This window comes from Flavobacterium sp. GL_143, assembly GCF_057834355.1.
Map to the genome: position 1 here is coordinate 2,001,516 of NZ_CM174401.1, position 14,883 is coordinate 2,016,398.

17 protein-coding genes are annotated in these 14,883 nt (G+C 31.5%); 10 read left to right on the forward strand and 7 right to left on the reverse strand.

Annotated features, from left to right (window positions below):
* Nucleotides 1-164: 164 nt before the first annotated feature.
* The 6 genes from AC3IPI_RS08605 to AC3IPI_RS08630 all read right to left on the reverse strand — a co-directional run bounded on the left by AC3IPI_RS08605 (nucleotide 165) and on the right by AC3IPI_RS08630 (nucleotide 4,323).
* The gene (locus tag AC3IPI_RS08605; protein ID WP_489158430.1) at nucleotides 165-620 is read right to left on the reverse strand and encodes an SRPBCC family protein; all 456 of its coding nucleotides are present in this window, start codon (nucleotides 618-620) and stop codon (nucleotides 165-167) included.
* Nucleotides 621-968: 348 nt separating this feature from the next.
* A complete protein-coding gene (locus AC3IPI_RS08610; protein WP_489158432.1) occupies nucleotides 969-1,877 on the reverse strand; it encodes a TIGR01777 family oxidoreductase in 909 nt (302 codons plus the stop codon).
* A 72-nt stretch (nucleotides 1,878-1,949) separates the two neighbouring features.
* Nucleotides 1,950-2,336 carry a hypothetical protein gene (locus AC3IPI_RS08615; protein WP_489158434.1) on the reverse strand — a complete coding sequence of 129 codons (387 nt, stop codon included), beginning with the start codon at nucleotides 2,334-2,336 and terminating at the stop codon, nucleotides 1,950-1,952.
* 13 nt (nucleotides 2,337-2,349) lie between these two features.
* A complete protein-coding gene (locus tag AC3IPI_RS08620) occupies nucleotides 2,350-2,706 on the reverse strand; it encodes a hypothetical protein (RefSeq protein ID WP_039117328.1) in 357 nt (118 codons plus the stop codon).
* The gene (locus AC3IPI_RS08625; protein ID WP_489158436.1) at nucleotides 2,703-3,416 is read right to left on the reverse strand and encodes a YqjF family protein; all 714 of its coding nucleotides are present in this window, start codon (nucleotides 3,414-3,416) and stop codon (nucleotides 2,703-2,705) included. Before AC3IPI_RS08625 ends, AC3IPI_RS08620 begins: the two co-directional genes overlap by 4 nt.
* A gap of 403 nt (nucleotides 3,417-3,819) precedes the next feature.
* Nucleotides 3,820-4,323, reverse strand: coding sequence for a GbsR/MarR family transcriptional regulator (locus AC3IPI_RS08630; RefSeq protein WP_039111775.1), 504 nt, complete (start codon nucleotides 4,321-4,323; stop codon nucleotides 3,820-3,822).
* A gap of 377 nt (nucleotides 4,324-4,700) precedes the next feature.
* On the opposite strand from AC3IPI_RS08630, the gene AC3IPI_RS08635 reads away from it, so the two are divergent.
* The 10 genes from AC3IPI_RS08635 to AC3IPI_RS08680 all read left to right on the forward strand — a co-directional run bounded on the left by AC3IPI_RS08635 (nucleotide 4,701) and on the right by AC3IPI_RS08680 (nucleotide 13,426).
* Nucleotides 4,701-5,354, forward strand: coding sequence for a hypothetical protein (locus AC3IPI_RS08635; protein ID WP_489158438.1), 654 nt, complete (start codon nucleotides 4,701-4,703; stop codon nucleotides 5,352-5,354).
* 174 nt (nucleotides 5,355-5,528) lie between these two features.
* A complete protein-coding gene (locus tag AC3IPI_RS08640) occupies nucleotides 5,529-5,840 on the forward strand; it encodes a hypothetical protein (RefSeq protein ID WP_323489851.1) in 312 nt (103 codons plus the stop codon).
* Between the two features lie 90 nt (nucleotides 5,841-5,930).
* Complete coding sequence (locus tag AC3IPI_RS08645) at nucleotides 5,931-6,107, forward strand: DUF1843 domain-containing protein (RefSeq protein ID WP_081912437.1); 177 nt, start codon at nucleotides 5,931-5,933, stop codon at nucleotides 6,105-6,107.
* A 74-nt stretch (nucleotides 6,108-6,181) separates the two neighbouring features.
* Nucleotides 6,182-6,355, forward strand: a complete 174-nt coding sequence (locus tag AC3IPI_RS08650) for a DUF1843 domain-containing protein (RefSeq protein ID WP_082001761.1) — start codon at nucleotides 6,182-6,184, stop codon at nucleotides 6,353-6,355.
* A gap of 77 nt (nucleotides 6,356-6,432) precedes the next feature.
* Nucleotides 6,433-7,863 carry a radical SAM protein gene (locus AC3IPI_RS08655; RefSeq protein WP_489158441.1) on the forward strand — a complete coding sequence of 477 codons (1,431 nt, stop codon included), beginning with the start codon at nucleotides 6,433-6,435 and terminating at the stop codon, nucleotides 7,861-7,863.
* Between the two features lie 193 nt (nucleotides 7,864-8,056).
* Nucleotides 8,057-8,977: a glycosyltransferase family 2 protein gene (locus AC3IPI_RS08660; protein WP_489158443.1), complete on the forward strand. Its 921-nt coding sequence runs from the start codon at nucleotides 8,057-8,059 to the stop codon at nucleotides 8,975-8,977.
* A gap of 442 nt (nucleotides 8,978-9,419) precedes the next feature.
* Entirely contained in the window at nucleotides 9,420-9,683 is a 264-nt protein-coding gene (locus AC3IPI_RS08665) for a hypothetical protein (protein WP_489158445.1), read from the forward strand.
* Between the two features lie 110 nt (nucleotides 9,684-9,793).
* Nucleotides 9,794-11,635, forward strand: coding sequence for a hypothetical protein (locus AC3IPI_RS08670; protein WP_086893605.1), 1,842 nt, complete (start codon nucleotides 9,794-9,796; stop codon nucleotides 11,633-11,635).
* Nucleotides 11,636-11,744: 109 nt separating this feature from the next.
* Nucleotides 11,745-12,935, forward strand: a complete 1,191-nt coding sequence (locus AC3IPI_RS08675) for a hypothetical protein (RefSeq protein WP_489158447.1) — start codon at nucleotides 11,745-11,747, stop codon at nucleotides 12,933-12,935.
* A gap of 2 nt (nucleotides 12,936-12,937) precedes the next feature.
* Nucleotides 12,938-13,426, forward strand: coding sequence for a hypothetical protein (locus AC3IPI_RS08680; protein ID WP_489158449.1), 489 nt, complete (start codon nucleotides 12,938-12,940; stop codon nucleotides 13,424-13,426).
* Nucleotides 13,427-13,455: 29 nt separating this feature from the next.
* Here AC3IPI_RS08680 and AC3IPI_RS08685 read toward each other — a convergent pair whose 3' ends face one another.
* Nucleotides 13,456-14,865 (reverse strand): hypothetical protein, encoded by a 1,410-nt coding sequence (locus AC3IPI_RS08685; protein WP_489158451.1) that lies wholly within the window; start codon nucleotides 14,863-14,865, stop codon nucleotides 13,456-13,458.
* Nucleotides 14,866-14,883 lie beyond the last annotated feature (18 nt).

The following is a 14,883-nucleotide window of genomic DNA, read 5'->3' on the forward strand; positions in this document are numbered from 1 at the left end:
TTTTAGAGATAAACCTATCAGATTTGAAAGGATTATCTCGCAAGTTGTTTATCATAAAGTGTGCCATTCTCTCCTTTTTTTAGGTTGAAACTTTGATAAGCGTTGCTAATGTATTTGATTTTTAAAGTTTTATATGTTGTAAAAGTGAAAGTAAGGAATTTGTTTTAATTGTCTTTTTCGGATACTTCTTTTAGGATTTTGTTTCTCTCTAAAAGGAATTGAAATAAATGTTTCTTTAAAAACAAAACATCAAATAATTGTCCTAAGATGCCAAAAGGAGTTTCATATTGTAATTTATCAGTCATGATTGTTTGCTCATTTTCCTCTTCAAAAAAATGCTCGTGTTTAAATGATTTAAATTTACCACTTTCCATTTCATCTACAAAGTAGTCGTAAAAATTCATTGCAGTAATTCGGCTTTTGTGTGTTAAGTACAATCCGAAGTGTTTGCCTCGCCACGTTACTGTTTCGTTATAATTTATCAATCCAGTTGTTATGCCTGTAATTGCTTTTTCGTTTGATTTACTTGCAGATTGTTGGTGAATATCAATATCTCTGGAATTATCAAAGACGATCTGTTTCGTTGCTTTTATTTTTGTTGTGAGATGAATTGTTGTCATAATTAGTTGGTGTTATCTTTGTCAAAGTTTTAAATTACTGCTGTAAGGAACTTCCTTTGAATTTTACCAAATTTTTTTATAGAAATAGACAGAATCTTTTTCTTTTTGATGTGAGAGAAATTCAGATTATACAAATCAAACTAATGGCTTTACAACGAATAGCAATAATAAATGCATGTTATAACATTGCCAACGGTTTCAACCGTTGTAGCGCAATATTATCACAATCTGTATCACACGGTTGAAACCGTGAGCTATGATCAAAATGTGATAGAACTTAATAAATTATAATCACTTGAGATAAAATGAAGTTCTTTAGAGACTTGATTCTAAACTTTGTCAAAGATTTTACTTCAATAAATTTTTAAAAGCATCGTCTACATTATCGAACTTAAATTCAAATCCATTCTCTAAAAGCTTTTTCGGAATTACATTTCGACTTTTTAAAACTAATTCGGGTTGTGTTCGAATAAAGAAAGCTCCTATTTTAAGCAAAAATGTATTGAGTGGAATTCCGAATGGAAAACCAACAGCTTTTTGAAGTTTCTTCATAAAGTCTGCATTGCAAATCGGTTTAGGAGAAACAACATTAATAATCCCAATCATTTCTTTTTGGAGTATAAAGTCTATTGCATTGGCAAAATCGTCTTCGTGAATCCAACTAATAAATTGATTTCCTTTTCCTTGTTTTCCTCCGAAACCAATTTTGGCTAAGGTTTTAAGCGGAATTAAAGCGCCGCCTTTCTTCCCTAAAACGATCGAAGTTCTTAAAGCGGTTTTTAAGGTATTTGGAGTTTCAGTACTAAAAAAAGCTTTTTCCCAAGATAAAGCCACGTTTATTGAAAAGTCATTTCCGATTTCGCCAGTAGCTTCATCCATTTCTTTATCTAATGAAAATCGATAAATTGTGGCTGTAGATGAATTTAGCCAATGTCTAGGTGGATTTACACAATTTAAAACGGCTTTGTTTAAAACTTTGGTACTCTCGATTCGAGATAATAATATTTCTCTTTTGTTTTCTTTTGTATAACGACAATCTACAGATTTTCCTGCCAGATTTATTAAAACTGTAGCATTTTCAAGTTCGCTTTCCCAACCAGAAAAAGTTTTTGAATCCCAGTTTATATATTTAATTCCGTCAATAGCTTTTGATTTTCCTCGAGTTAGAATTACAATTTCTTCAAATTTATTTTTAAAATGGTTGACTAAGACCTGTCCTAAAAAGCCTGTTCCAGCTGCGATAATAAGTTTACTCATTTTGTAAAGTATTAACCCTAACAATCCCGTCTCGACATTTCGAGATCAGGATTGTTAGGATTTGGTTATTAATTAAATTTTTAAAACTAATCTGTCTTCTTGTTGTGCTTCTCTAGTTTTTCTTTTTCCTCTAAAGAAGAAATACAAATTAAGGAATAACATTAATCCAAGGTAAATAGAATAACTTCCTATTTTATAACTTAAAGCTTCGATTAAGATTTGATAATTATTAATGTCTTCACTTATTCTTAATATCATTAATGCAAAACCAAGATTAAGAAGATAAAAACCTGTTTCGAAAAGTTTGTTGGTTGCATCAGCAATTTCTTCTCTTCCTCTAAATATGTCTAGCATGTATATTTTTCCGTTTGCGAATAAAGTTTTAGAAACATAGTATGTTAGAAAAAGTGCTATTGGTAAATAGATTGCATAACCGACTAAAATTTTTGTAGTTTCCATGATGTTTAATTTACTAGTTATTAATTAATTTTTGAATGTATTTAGTTATTATAATGATGTTTATGTAATGTAATCCTGAGATTATAAATATGATAATTGCTGTTTTGGTTGCTATTACTTCTATGAGTTGATTGGTAGTTATTATTGTTTCCCACGAAATTAATGTCATTGCACAATAGCCAATATTTAATAGATAATAGCCTAGAAGTAACATTTGATTTATTCGTTGGCATAAATCTTCGTGATTGGGAATAAGTTCAGAAACGAATACATTGCCATTTTTATAACAAGTTTTTCCAACCCGTACAATTATGAAGATGGTAATCATTAGGTAGATGAAATACCCAATAATATTAAGATTTGCATTCATGACTTTATTTTTTTCTTGTTCTCGACAGTAATCTTAGAGCCAATTGCTAGAAAAGCTGAAACTGGTTTTGATTTATTCAGGAAAGCAAAATCTTTCCCGTAGTTATCTTCAAAATCGACATCTATTTTATAATCGATTATTGGTAGTTGTTGCCATCTTGGGTGCGTTACTTCATATTCGAAAGTGGTATTATTATCATATTTGGTATATCCAAAATAATGCTCAGTAATAAATTCGGCTTCGGAGTTTAATTCTATTTCTAATTCCTTTTTTCCTGTTTCAATTTCAATTGAATTCCACTTGTTATGATTTTTCCATTGGTAAACAAATGTTTTTGATTCTTCATTATCGGTAACAGAATGCTTCATTTTATTAGTTTGGTAATGTTCATTGTATAATGTGTTTGCAATAAAAGTAATGGCAGTTTTCGGGACTATCTCTTTTATAAATACAACACCACGTTTCCATTCTCCATTTTCAAATCGTTTTACATAAAATCTTAGATTGACTTCTTCAAAATCAATATGAAAAGGAACTTTAAGACCTAATACTTTTGTATTCTTAAACATAAAACCAACTAAACTCACACAACATTTGTTGTTCCATATATCTATTTCGGTTCCTGGAGGAATATATTTTTCTAATGTTTTAGCATCAACTTCGTAATTTAATAATGCTAAGTTTTTCCATTCGGCGGTTAAGAAACTCATTGGTTTGGTTTTTTATAGATTATTACTGAAAGATAAATTGCTAATAGTAGAGGAGTAGGAAATAATATATAGGTTAAAAAGTGATTATAATTTAGACGGTGATTAATTAACCAAAGAATAAAGAATGAAGCTACTACTGCCATATAAGTTTGGAGGGCTCTATCATGCGGATTATCGATTAACATTTTTACACCAATTGAAAATTGTAGGAACCCGGTTAGCATAGTTGAGTATAAGGCTAGTATAAATGCCACTTCTTTAAATATGGGATAGGTAAGTAGAAGGACAAAGGGAAGGCAAATGGCAAATGTGTTAATGTTTTTTATAGTTTTCATGGTTATTGATTGTTTTAAACTTTCAGAAAAAAATGAAAGTTTTAATTAAATTTTTTTAGTTTGATGTTTTACTTCATAATTTTCAGGACCAAACGTCCCAACCAGTTTTCATTGAATTCGGTCATTTTATCTAACATATTATCTGCTTTTAAAACAAAATCATACAACTTGGTGGTTTGCTCAACAAAGTGTTTTTCTTCTGCAGAATTCTTCGAGTCAATCGAGGAAACTTCTTTTAAAATTTTAAGAGCAGGTTTAATTTCACGTTTACTTCTTTCTCTTGCAATTTTCACAGCAAGTTCATCTAAATCTTTTTCGGCAGTAAAGAATTCTCTTCTTTCTCCGGTTTTGTATTCTTTATAGACAATTCCCCAATCCATCAAAGCTTTTAGGTTCATGCTGGTATTACCACGCGAAATTTGCAATTCGTCCATAATATCTTCCATTGAAACAGGTTCGTTTGAAACCATTAATAAAGCATGGATTTGTGCCATGGTTTTATTAATACCCCATTGAGAACCTAATGCTCCCCATGTTTGAACGAATTTATTTTTTGCTTCTTTGAATTCCATAGATCAAAAGTAAGTAAAAGTTTTTAAACTTTCAAAAATAAATGAAAGTTTATTACGTAAAAGTGTAGTTTGTTGTTCAATATGTTTGAAATCAGGTGTTTATACGTGGTTTTCGGTTTCGTGTCATTTCTTTGTTTGATTCATAGCAAAGAATTTCTGTTTGATAACATTTTGTCCAAAAGGGGTATTTGTTTGTTCTAGCTTTGAAATAGAAATAGCCCCAAAAACGTACCATTAAGATGTTTTTGAAAATTCTAAAATGCTTTTTAGCATACCAAATAAGTGGAGCAGAACCCACTTAAAAAAACGAACTGTTTCGCACAGTAAAAAGCGGAGGCGGATCTGAAAAGCCTTATGAGTAGGACAAAACTATTATTATGCAAGCAATACCTGTAAAAGTAAAAAATGTGAAAGTGTACCCTTACATTGATTGGAATGGTGGAGGGATTGGACCTGTAATTCTTCCTGTTATCGATGGAGCTAGCGGAACCTACGCTGTTGGAACACTTGGAAGATCTGTATTTTACAATCTTGATTTAAAACCTGAGAAATCTAGTATCGGTATACATCAGAGATATTTTGCTACTGGAGAGAATGAAGATGGTACTCCTTTTACAACTCCGTGGATGTATAGCACAAATACAACCAATGATATAGAGTTTGGGAGAACCATAAGATTGGGGATTAAAGAATCTGAAACTGTTAATGTTGGAAATGTACCTCCTTATATTGTACTAGGTCCACTTACAGATATTACAGTAACTCAGATATTTCCTGCACCAGCTATTGGAGAGGCAATACTAATAGAAAATGGTTCGGGTAATATTATTGCTACCAAAACTGGTACTCCTCATGAAATGGGAATTGAAGTTATTAAAGGAAATCGCTTAGGCAGATTAAGACCAGGATTGAAAGATATCATGATTACTGGAAAAAACAAAGAAGGTAAAACTGTGACAATGGGGCATCTGACTTGTTTGGATGCAAATGAACCAGCACTTTTTTTGCATCATTTTGGACCTACTGAATAATAGATAGATGCAATAACAGTGGAAATGATTATTCCATATTGAGTCACTATTAGAGAAGCTTTAGTTTCAAATCAAATAAGTGGAGCAGAACCCACTAAAATAAACGGACTGTTTCGCACAGTACAAAGCGGGGGCGGATCTGAAAAGCCTTATGAGTAGGACAAAACTATTATTATGCAAGCAATACCTGTAAAAGTAAAAAATGTGAATGTGTATCCTTATGTTGAATGGAATGGTGGAGGCGTTGGACCTGTTATTCTTCCTATTATTGAAGGAGCTAGTGGAACCTATGGTTTTGGTACACTTGGGAGATCTTTATTCTATAATCTTAATTTAGAAAGCCCAAAACCAAAACTTAATATCCATCATAAATATGTAGCAACGGGAGAGAAAGAAGATGGTTCTCGTTTTACAACTGAGTGGATGTTTTGCACAAATGTTAGTAATGATCCACAATTTGGAAGAACTATAACATTGGGTGAATAAGCTACTACAATGATTTTTTGCATGATTCATAATGTACAAAAGTTATTTGTCATGAAGTAAAACGATAATTAATTATTAAAAACTATAACAATGGGAATAATTATGCCATATGGTGTTGCTATTAGAGAAGCCTTAGTCTCAAATGATTTGGCTAAGATGGAAGCTGTCGCTAAACAAGCAAAGCAAACCATAAAAGACCAAGGAGATCTAACTGTAGCTTTACTAGACTTGCTAGACGCGATAGATTCTTTAAAGAAGAAAAAATAAACTGACTTGTACAGAAAAACAAGGGTGAATCTGAAAAACCTAAAGAGTAGGAATAACTATAAATACAAGACATTATGGCAACAGTGCTTTACGGAGTAGGAATCAGAGAAGCGATTGCTTCAAATGATTTAGAAAAAATGGTTGCAGTAGCTGAACAAGCTAAGAAAACTATAAGAGATCAAAAAGATTTGCATGTAGCATTGGTAGAATTGCTTGATGCAATTGATGCTTTGAAAAAGAAAAAGTAATCTAAAAAAGACGGTTTATTAAGTTTTACTTTTTAAACCGTTTTTTAACTAATTATCAAACCATAAATAAAATTAAGATGGATAAGACTTCGACACGATACAGAGTAAGAGATGATTATGAAACAGCTACTCCGGTTCATGTAGTATGGGAAATTACTTTAGCTTGTAATTTGAAATGCTCACATTGCGGATCCAGAGCTGGAAAAGTTAGGCCTGGCGAATTAACTACTGAACAATGTTTTGGTGTTATTGATAGTCTTAAACGTCTTGGTACAAGAGAAATTTCCATTATTGGTGGAGAAGCTTTTTTAAGAAAAGACTGGCTTGAAATTATCGAAAGAATACATCAAAGTGGAATTGAATGTTCTATGCAGTCTGGTGCATATAACTTAAACGAAGAGCGAATCATTGATGCAAAAAAAGCAGGAATAAATAATATTGGAGTTTCCATCGATGGAATGCCGGATACTCATAATAAAATAAGAGGAAGAAGAGATTCTTTTGAGCATGCCGTTAATTGCTTGCAACTACTTAAAAAACACAATATAACTTCTAGCGTAAATACAGTAATTACAAAAAGAAGCAAAAATGAATTGAATGAACTTTTGGATGTTCTAATAGAAAATGATGTAAAGAACTGGCAAATACAACTTGCTGTTGCTATGGGAAATGCCGTAGATAACTCAGAAGAATTAATAGTTCAGCCTTATGAATTAATAGATTTTTACGACGATCTTATCGTAATATACAGAAAAGCCTTAGCACATAATATCTTAATTCAGGCAGGAAATAATATTGGTTATTTTGGACCGTATGAACATATTTGGAGACAGGGAAATGAAAAATATTATACAGGATGTTCAGCAGGACATACAGGAATAGGGATTGAGGCAGATGGTAAAATTAAAGGGTGTCCGTCATTACCCACAAGTGCTTATACAGGAGGTAATGTAAAAGATATGGATCTGGAGGACATTTGGAAATATAGCGAAGAAATGGTTTTTTCCAGATATAGAAATAAAGAAGAATTATGGGGCGGTTGCAAAGGCTGTTACTATGAATCTTCTTGCTTGGCTGGCTGTACATGGACAAGCCATGTGTTGTTTGGTAAGAGAGGTAATAATCCTTTTTGTCATCATCGTGCTTTAGAATTAAAAAAGAAAGGACTTAAGGAACGAATAAGAAAAATACAAGAAGCTCCAGGCGATTCTTTTGATATGGGACTTTTTGAAATTATAGTTGAAGATGAAAATGGAGTAATAGTAGAAATACAATCACCAAATAGTGAAACTCCTATTTCTGTTCCAGTTACAGAGATTGCAGACAGGGTTCCCAGAATTCCCAAAGCACTTAAGTTATGCAACGGATGTGATAATTATGTTTATGAAGAAGAAACAATTTGCAGCTTTTGTAACGCCGACGTTCAAAAAGTAAATGATGAATATGCACTTAAAATGGAAAGAGCAAAACAGACACTAGAAAAATTAGAATTATTAATGATGAAATAATGCAGAACTGTTTAAGAAAGGCGGGACGTTTTTTAATAATCAAGCTTTAATCTTTTCTATCTAATACTAATGAGTTTGTGACATCTTGCATCTATCTGGTTTATTTCGAGGTTAAGATGAATTGGTTGTAAATGTAAATCAAGTCAGAGTATTGATTTATTCGATATTAGAGTAATGAAAATCATGAAAGATCATGGAACATACAGTTATTATACTTCTTTACAATAAGGAAGCTTACATATATGATACGATTCGTTCCTTGGCTTTTCAGGATAAAAAGGCATCGCAAATTATTGTTATAGATAATTTTAGCACAGATAGAAGCTTAATTTATTTAAAAGATTCGCTATCGTTTTTTGCACCACAATTTTTGCAAACCGATATTCAAATTATCGAATTAGAGGAAAATAAAGGGTCTGGTAATGCAAGGAATATTGGGATAGAACTTGCAACAGGAGATTTTGTAAGTTTTTTGGATGCAGAAGATTGTTATACTTCTTCTTGTTTAAGCGATGTCAATTTGATTATAGCACAAGAGAATATAGATGTTTTGGTACTTGGGATTGTATTGGTTCCATCCGATGATTATTTGCCCAATATTAAATCATTCGAAAGAGAATTAATTCCCCTTTCCGATGAATGGTTTTTAGTACCAAATGCATTGCACACTATTAGTTCGCCAGATTTTATTATGGGAGTTGGCAGTAATGTTGTTATCCGAAAACAATATTTGAAAGAGATTTGTTATGAGATTAATGATTCCTTAAACGAAGGAATTGATTTCTGGTATCATGTTTTAAAAAACCTGCCTCAATCTGCTCGGGTTGGATTACTCAATAAAGCTTGTATTGAAGTAAGAGAGGTAGAAGGAAGTTTATCTCGAAGCAGTTATGCTAATTGGGCAGCATTAGAAATTCCTATCTCAATAAAACGATATATGGGGAGCTCTAATCGATACGATCAACAGTTAATGGGAATGTTATCACAGCGATGGCTAAAACATGCAATGGAGCGATTGCCGTCCTGGCAACAAAAAGCGTTATTTATTTTAAATCATTTAGAGATCTTAATTAAAAACGACTATTACTTAAAAAAAAGAAGTAAACAAAAATAGAACGATGTATTCGGATTCAATTATCCACCGATGAGTTCTTTTTAAAGATGTTGCTCAATCAGAGATAATATTTTTTTATAAAGTAATTGTCTTTAATTAGATACCCAAAAAAAGTTTCATTCCGATTATTATTTACTTCATGGATAAAAAAACCTGTTTTATGACATTTTTTTATTCATGACTTTATGTGCATTGTAATTTTAATGATGAAAATAGAAAAAGATTGTCAATTCAGACAGTCTTTTTTGCTTACTGTTTTTCGGTATAGGTACAAGGGCATGATTTTATTTAAAATATATTTATTTCATTTGAAAATCAGGTATTTATACGTTATTCGAGTTTATGGGATTATTGTTTCTTTATTCTTGAATAATCAAATGGTTTTAATAAAATAAAAATCAGCCCCAATGATTTTTAATCCTTAACCTGTAAAAAAATAAATATGTCACACGATCCCCCAAATTTAGATTCTGATACATGGATTTATCGAAACCTGTATTATCATTCAGACCAATCTCTTGACGAAAAATTTTTAAAAGAGAGAAAGGTTGCTGAGGTTATTAAAGTGCCAAGAATTAATCAAGTCCCAATAAGAGGTTCTTTCTCGATTTCGGCCTTTGCAACAATTGTAGGTAGAGACAGTTTACGTAACGAGAGTAGTATAATGGAAACACTATGTTTAAATCTACAAGAAAACCATCAGTAACTTTCGAATGGAAGTAGTGTGATACTTCTACTAAAAATTCAAAAAAAAATAAAACCAATAATAACACCAATTTGTCAAGATAAATAAGTGTTGTTTAAAACTAAGCAATCATGAGAAAATTGAATATAAAAACCAGCATTGTATTTATTGCAATTGGGATGCTCCTTTTTTTAGGATGCAAGAAAACAGATTTGCTATCTAATACTGATAAAGATTATGAATATTTACCACAAGATGTAGAACAGTCTTGTGTTGTTACAGATGCCGAATTTAAAACTTGGTTTAAGGGAGGAACAGTTACTGAAAACGGATTAGTTGAGCCTGCAAATAGTGTAACATTCCCTCATAATAACAACTGTGATTTCTATAAATGGTCGGAGCAAATGTTTTTATGGATTACCTCACCCACTTCTAGCGGTTCATATAAAAGCGGAGGAACTGTAATGGAATCTCCTGTGTTTTATAATGTTTCGGCGGCAGATAAAAACGGAAACCGAGTATTGACTCCTCATGCTCCAAATACTATAATGAGTGCAGTAGGTAATATTGAGCAAACAGGACCAAATAGATTACCGATTGTGTTTGATAAAAGCGGGAAAATGTTTGAGGTAGAGCCTCAAGAGAAAAATGAAGCCGTTAAAGATGCTGCAAATAAATCTGTTGTTGTAGGTAAAATAATTGCCAATGCCAATGGATTGCATTCTTTTGTAGACACAAAGGGTAAAGCTATTTCAGGCCCTAAAGCAATAATTGCGGGTAAAGTTCATCCTGAAAATATTGTGCAAGAATTTAAACAGGGAAATAAAACGATTCTTCTTGATTCAAAAGGAAATATAATTGATACTGAGCAAGGACAGGCAGGTTCTAGCGGAGCATTAGTTGCGAGTAATAATTCATTAGTTTATTATATAACAATGGTAAATGATGTTTATGCTTACTTTTTAACTGGTATAAAAGATAAGACATTAAAAGCAAAAGAATTTCCAACGACTGCGGCTGCACGTGACAGTATTCTTGCTTATGCAAAATTGAAAGGTTTTGCACCACCACCAGATCCAGATGCTTTGGCAATGGAGTTAAAAACATCTTGGGTTGAAGCTAAGGATTTACCAAATGCAGAGACTTATATCACAATTAAAGCTAAAATTCCAGTATATGACAAGACAGATCCTAAACTTTGGAAATTAACAGATAAAACAACAGTAACAACATTGGCATTAGTTGGAATGCATGTGGTAGGAAGTGTTGCAGGACATCCTGAAATGATTTGGGCAACTTTCGAACATCTAAAAAATGCACCTAATACAGCATATTCATACACAGATGTTAATGGTAAAGTAAAGCAAGTAAAAGGAGATACTGGTAAAGGATGGCTTTTTAATGATAATGCAAATGATACTGTAGGAGGACAAAATATCCAGAATATGACAGTAGTTAATGATACACTTAATACGGATGTAATTAAAATTGTAAATCCTGCGCTTAATAGTTCTAAAGTCAGAAGAATTATGGCTTGGGGTGTAGCTTCTGATACGATACCAAATGCTGAAGATAAAACGCCTGCAAATTCTAATAGTGAAATCATCTCTATTAATAATGCAGTACGCAAAATGTTGGTTGGTAACGATATCAGGAAAAATTATTTACTAATAGGGGCAACCTGGACTTCTGGAGGTGTTGTACCAAATGGTTATTCATATCCTTATAATGGGACTCCACCAACTCCAGGAAATGCGATTGGTACCGGACGATTAGCAAACACTACTATGGAAACCTTTTTTCAGGCACCAAGTTCAAATGCAGTTGCGAGCAGTGGTACTAACGCAGTTACTTCTTGTTTATATTGTCATGGTTATTCACTAGATCCAAGAACTAAGAATGGGATAAGTCATATATTTAGTGATATTCGTGCATTGCCTACAAATATGAAGAATTTACCGAAATTAAAATAAGTTACTAATTCAATAAAAAAGCCAGTACTAAATTTAGTTACTGGCTTTTTGCTTTTATATATTTTATAATAAAGGGTTTGTTAAAATTTCTAAATTTCTATATTTGTGAATGAATAAAATACGTATGGAAAATAATTTCAGATTAAAATTAGGAAAAAACAGCTTAATCCTTTTTGCTTTTGTTACAATTCTAGTAGGTTGTAAACGTATAGAAAAGACAAATGATGATAGTAGTTTAAGCGTGGAAAAAAAACTTGAAATTTCTTCCAAAGAAATACAAAGGATTTTGAGTACAAAAGCGAATCTAGAAAACACACAAGTTTCAGATGAAATGAAATTGAGTATTCCAGAGAACTATTATTTTCGAACAAGTTCTATAAAAAAAGATGAAATCGATGCAGATTCTAAATTTGGGAAACTGGCATTGGCTACAAAAGATAGTTATGATTATGTCGAAATCATAAATTCCTTGTTTGTTAATAGTAAAGTAGGTGAAGAAAGTGTAGTCATTGTAAAAGATGATAACCCAAGCTTACTTACAATCGATGATTTGAAAGAAGACTATGAAATAGAAACTATCTATTTTGAGGATGAAAACAGTATCGTATTTAGCGAAGATAAAACGTTTACAACAATACATTTTCAATACGATCCAACAACCAAAAGTTATTTGATTTACAGAGGAAGCATTAGTTGGAGCAAAGCTTTTCCTAATGAGGATAAACTCGATTTGGCTTTTTACTTTCTACGAAATGCTAAGAACCTTTTGAGTACTAATTTTACAAAGCAAGAATTTACATGGAAAGATTATGTAGATAACAGACCAAAAATAGAAATAAATTTGATGAAGTTCTATTTCAAAAATTTCAAAAAAGAAATGGGGGCTTTTCTGAATGTTAATGAAATCTCAAGTCCAGAATATGATGGTCATTCATTGGTTAAGTTGTATCGATTAGCTCCAAATGGAGATGCTTTGTTTTACGAATATTTAAATAAACTAGAAACTGGACAATCCTATGGGGCTCAAGATACAAAATGGGCTAGTGAGTTATTTTATACAGATGATAAATGTAAGGTAATCCCAAAAGGTAATTCTTCTATCGTAGAGATTACCAGCTTAAATTATGCAGGAGAGGTTTATGAAAAAGAATTTATGGTTTTTTCGATAATCAATTATGACAAGAAAGCTTTTTTACTGAAAACCGAAAATAATTTAAATGAAAAAACAACTGATTTTTTCGTCAAGATGTTTAATTATTATTCAGAAAACTTCACTTTAGATTTAGCTAATAAAAAATAATTATGAAAAAAAGTATCGTTAGTTTATTAGTTTTAGCTTTGACTTCCTGCAATCCAGTTGGAGAAAATTTGGGAGAAATACCGTTGTTCCAAAATGCCATTTCATCAATAGATAGTTTAGATTTAAAAAAAGGAGAAGAAATTGTATTTTGGTCCAAAGTAACAACGCGCAAAGACTCGTTGTTTTCAAAATATAAGATAAAATACAGTATTAGTCTTAATGGTAAAATTATTCATTTTGACAGTACTTATGTAGAAGAAGGAAAACATACCATAAATTCAAAAGTAATAAAAGATGAAATTGTTCATTCCTCTTCAACAGAAAAAGATTCGATAGAACATGTCGAAAATTGGGAATTCGAAATAGAAAATAAATCGTTTAAAATTCCTCAAGACGGAAAGTATAATTTTGACTTTAAATTGGAGGCTCCCGAACTGGATTTTTTTGCAAAGAACAGTAGTGCTACTTCGGTTATAATTAGAAAGAAATAAAAAAAAAGCTGTCAATCGACAGCTTTTTTTTATTGGAATTGTTTGATGTTTTCTTCAAATTCTATTTCATCTTGGTTTTGAAAATACTCGGTATAAAATGATTTATGGATTATATAATAAAAAACGTAATACACCATAAACACTGAAATTATTGCAAGCCAAAGGAAAGAGAAAATTTTATCCTGAATAAAAAATAGGTATCCTTTTGTAAAATCAAATACCTCTTTGATGTCCTCGTAATAAGTTATGATCGCTATGGCAAAAGGAACAATTTTAGTAGTAACCCTGAATCTCGTTAATAAAATTACTGCAATGATTAACATTGGAATTTTATAAAAAACATTAGGATCTCTATATTCAGCTTCAGTAGAAAAATACCCATGACAAATTAACACAACAGCGAGAACGCAGTAAATAGCCAGGTGGATATTCCTTTTAGTTTTTAGTTTAGTTATATATTCTGGGATAGATTGGTTGCCTTTTTTTGAAAATAATAGAATAAAAAACGAAATAAGATTTAATATTGGAAGCAATGAAAGAGCGTTGATTACACCAAAATATTTTTTAAGTGAATAATTCCTGTATTGAAGCAAGTTTCCTAGAAAACGACCACTTACAAAGAGGACAAAGAAACTTGATAAGAAAAATAGAACACGAGTATATTCAATCTTATCAAATGCATAAAAAGAAACGCGAAGAGCATTACTACCTAAATCGATAATGCACATTATTAAAACCGTATAACTAATAATGAATCCCCATTTAAAAAATGAATTAGAAATAGGTTGAATATCTACTGGGTTGATTATTTCTTTTCTAGAATAAATTCGGTTTGATAGGTAAAAAAAGCCAGCTAAAACAAGTGCCGTTTTTATTGAAATTAACAGAAAAATAAAACAAACAATTATATCCTGAGTATATGGAGAATCGCTTACAGAGGCAAAGTATTTATAAAACTCATCGACGTCACTCTCTATTATGTACGATAAAACAATTGTTATGACCAACTGAATCAGGAATGTTTTATATTTTGAAAAAGTGGTAGCATGTTTTTCATTTTTAAAATACGAAACCGAAAAGTAAAGCATCGGAATGATAAATGTAAAAAACTGAACGACTGAATGAATATAGGCGCTATTGGCGATAGGAAGATAATAATCGGCTGTTAGGTACAAATCATTTCTTAACGTAAAATAGGGGATGAATAATAACTGAATAATAATTCCCTTTTTTATAAGGTCATTTTTATAAAAGTACCAAGCAAAAATAAGACTGTGTAAGAACCAACTCTGAGCTTTCCAGATAGTATCATATATGGTTGTTTCTGGTCCGTAAAACGAAACAAAGTAGTTACTACAGTAAAAGAATGCAATAAGTGAAATTAATATCCAAATGGAGTTTAAAGCTCTTTTTTGTGTTGCAGAGTATTTTTCGGTCATTAATAAATATTTAAATGA

Bases quoted from the DNA above. Each gene is read 5' to 3' on its own strand.
- AC3IPI_RS08615 (WP_489158434.1), bottom strand. From the start codon at position 2,336: ATGGAAACTACAAAAATTTTAGTCGGTTATGCAATCTATTTACCAATA.
- AC3IPI_RS08605 (WP_489158430.1), bottom strand. From the start codon at position 620: ATGACAACAATTCATCTCACAACAAAAATAAAAGCAACGAAACAGATC.
- AC3IPI_RS08665 (WP_489158445.1), top strand. From the start codon at position 9,420: ATGTCACACGATCCCCCAAATTTAGATTCTGATACATGGATTTATCGA.
- AC3IPI_RS08630 (WP_039111775.1), bottom strand. From the start codon at position 4,323: ATGGAATTCAAAGAAGCAAAAAATAAATTCGTTCAAACATGGGGAGCA.
- AC3IPI_RS08685 (WP_489158451.1), bottom strand. From the start codon at position 14,865: ATGACCGAAAAATACTCTGCAACACAAAAAAGAGCTTTAAACTCCATT.
- AC3IPI_RS08680 (WP_489158449.1), top strand. From the start codon at position 12,938: ATGAAAAAAAGTATCGTTAGTTTATTAGTTTTAGCTTTGACTTCCTGC.
- AC3IPI_RS08660 (WP_489158443.1), top strand. From the start codon at position 8,057: ATGGAACATACAGTTATTATACTTCTTTACAATAAGGAAGCTTACATA.
- AC3IPI_RS08645 (WP_081912437.1), top strand. From the start codon at position 5,931: ATGGGAATAATTATGCCATATGGTGTTGCTATTAGAGAAGCCTTAGTC.
- AC3IPI_RS08655 (WP_489158441.1), top strand. From the start codon at position 6,433: ATGGATAAGACTTCGACACGATACAGAGTAAGAGATGATTATGAAACA.
- AC3IPI_RS08675 (WP_489158447.1), top strand. From the start codon at position 11,745: ATGAATAAAATACGTATGGAAAATAATTTCAGATTAAAATTAGGAAAA.
- AC3IPI_RS08650 (WP_082001761.1), top strand. From the start codon at position 6,182: ATGGCAACAGTGCTTTACGGAGTAGGAATCAGAGAAGCGATTGCTTCA.
- AC3IPI_RS08670 (WP_086893605.1), top strand. From the start codon at position 9,794: ATGAGAAAATTGAATATAAAAACCAGCATTGTATTTATTGCAATTGGG.
- AC3IPI_RS08610 (WP_489158432.1), bottom strand. From the start codon at position 1,877: ATGAGTAAACTTATTATCGCAGCTGGAACAGGCTTTTTAGGACAGGTC.
- AC3IPI_RS08640 (WP_323489851.1), top strand. From the start codon at position 5,529: ATGCAAGCAATACCTGTAAAAGTAAAAAATGTGAATGTGTATCCTTAT.
- AC3IPI_RS08635 (WP_489158438.1), top strand. From the start codon at position 4,701: ATGCAAGCAATACCTGTAAAAGTAAAAAATGTGAAAGTGTACCCTTAC.
- AC3IPI_RS08620 (WP_039117328.1), bottom strand. From the start codon at position 2,706: ATGAATGCAAATCTTAATATTATTGGGTATTTCATCTACCTAATGATT.
- AC3IPI_RS08625 (WP_489158436.1), bottom strand. From the start codon at position 3,416: ATGAGTTTCTTAACCGCCGAATGGAAAAACTTAGCATTATTAAATTAC.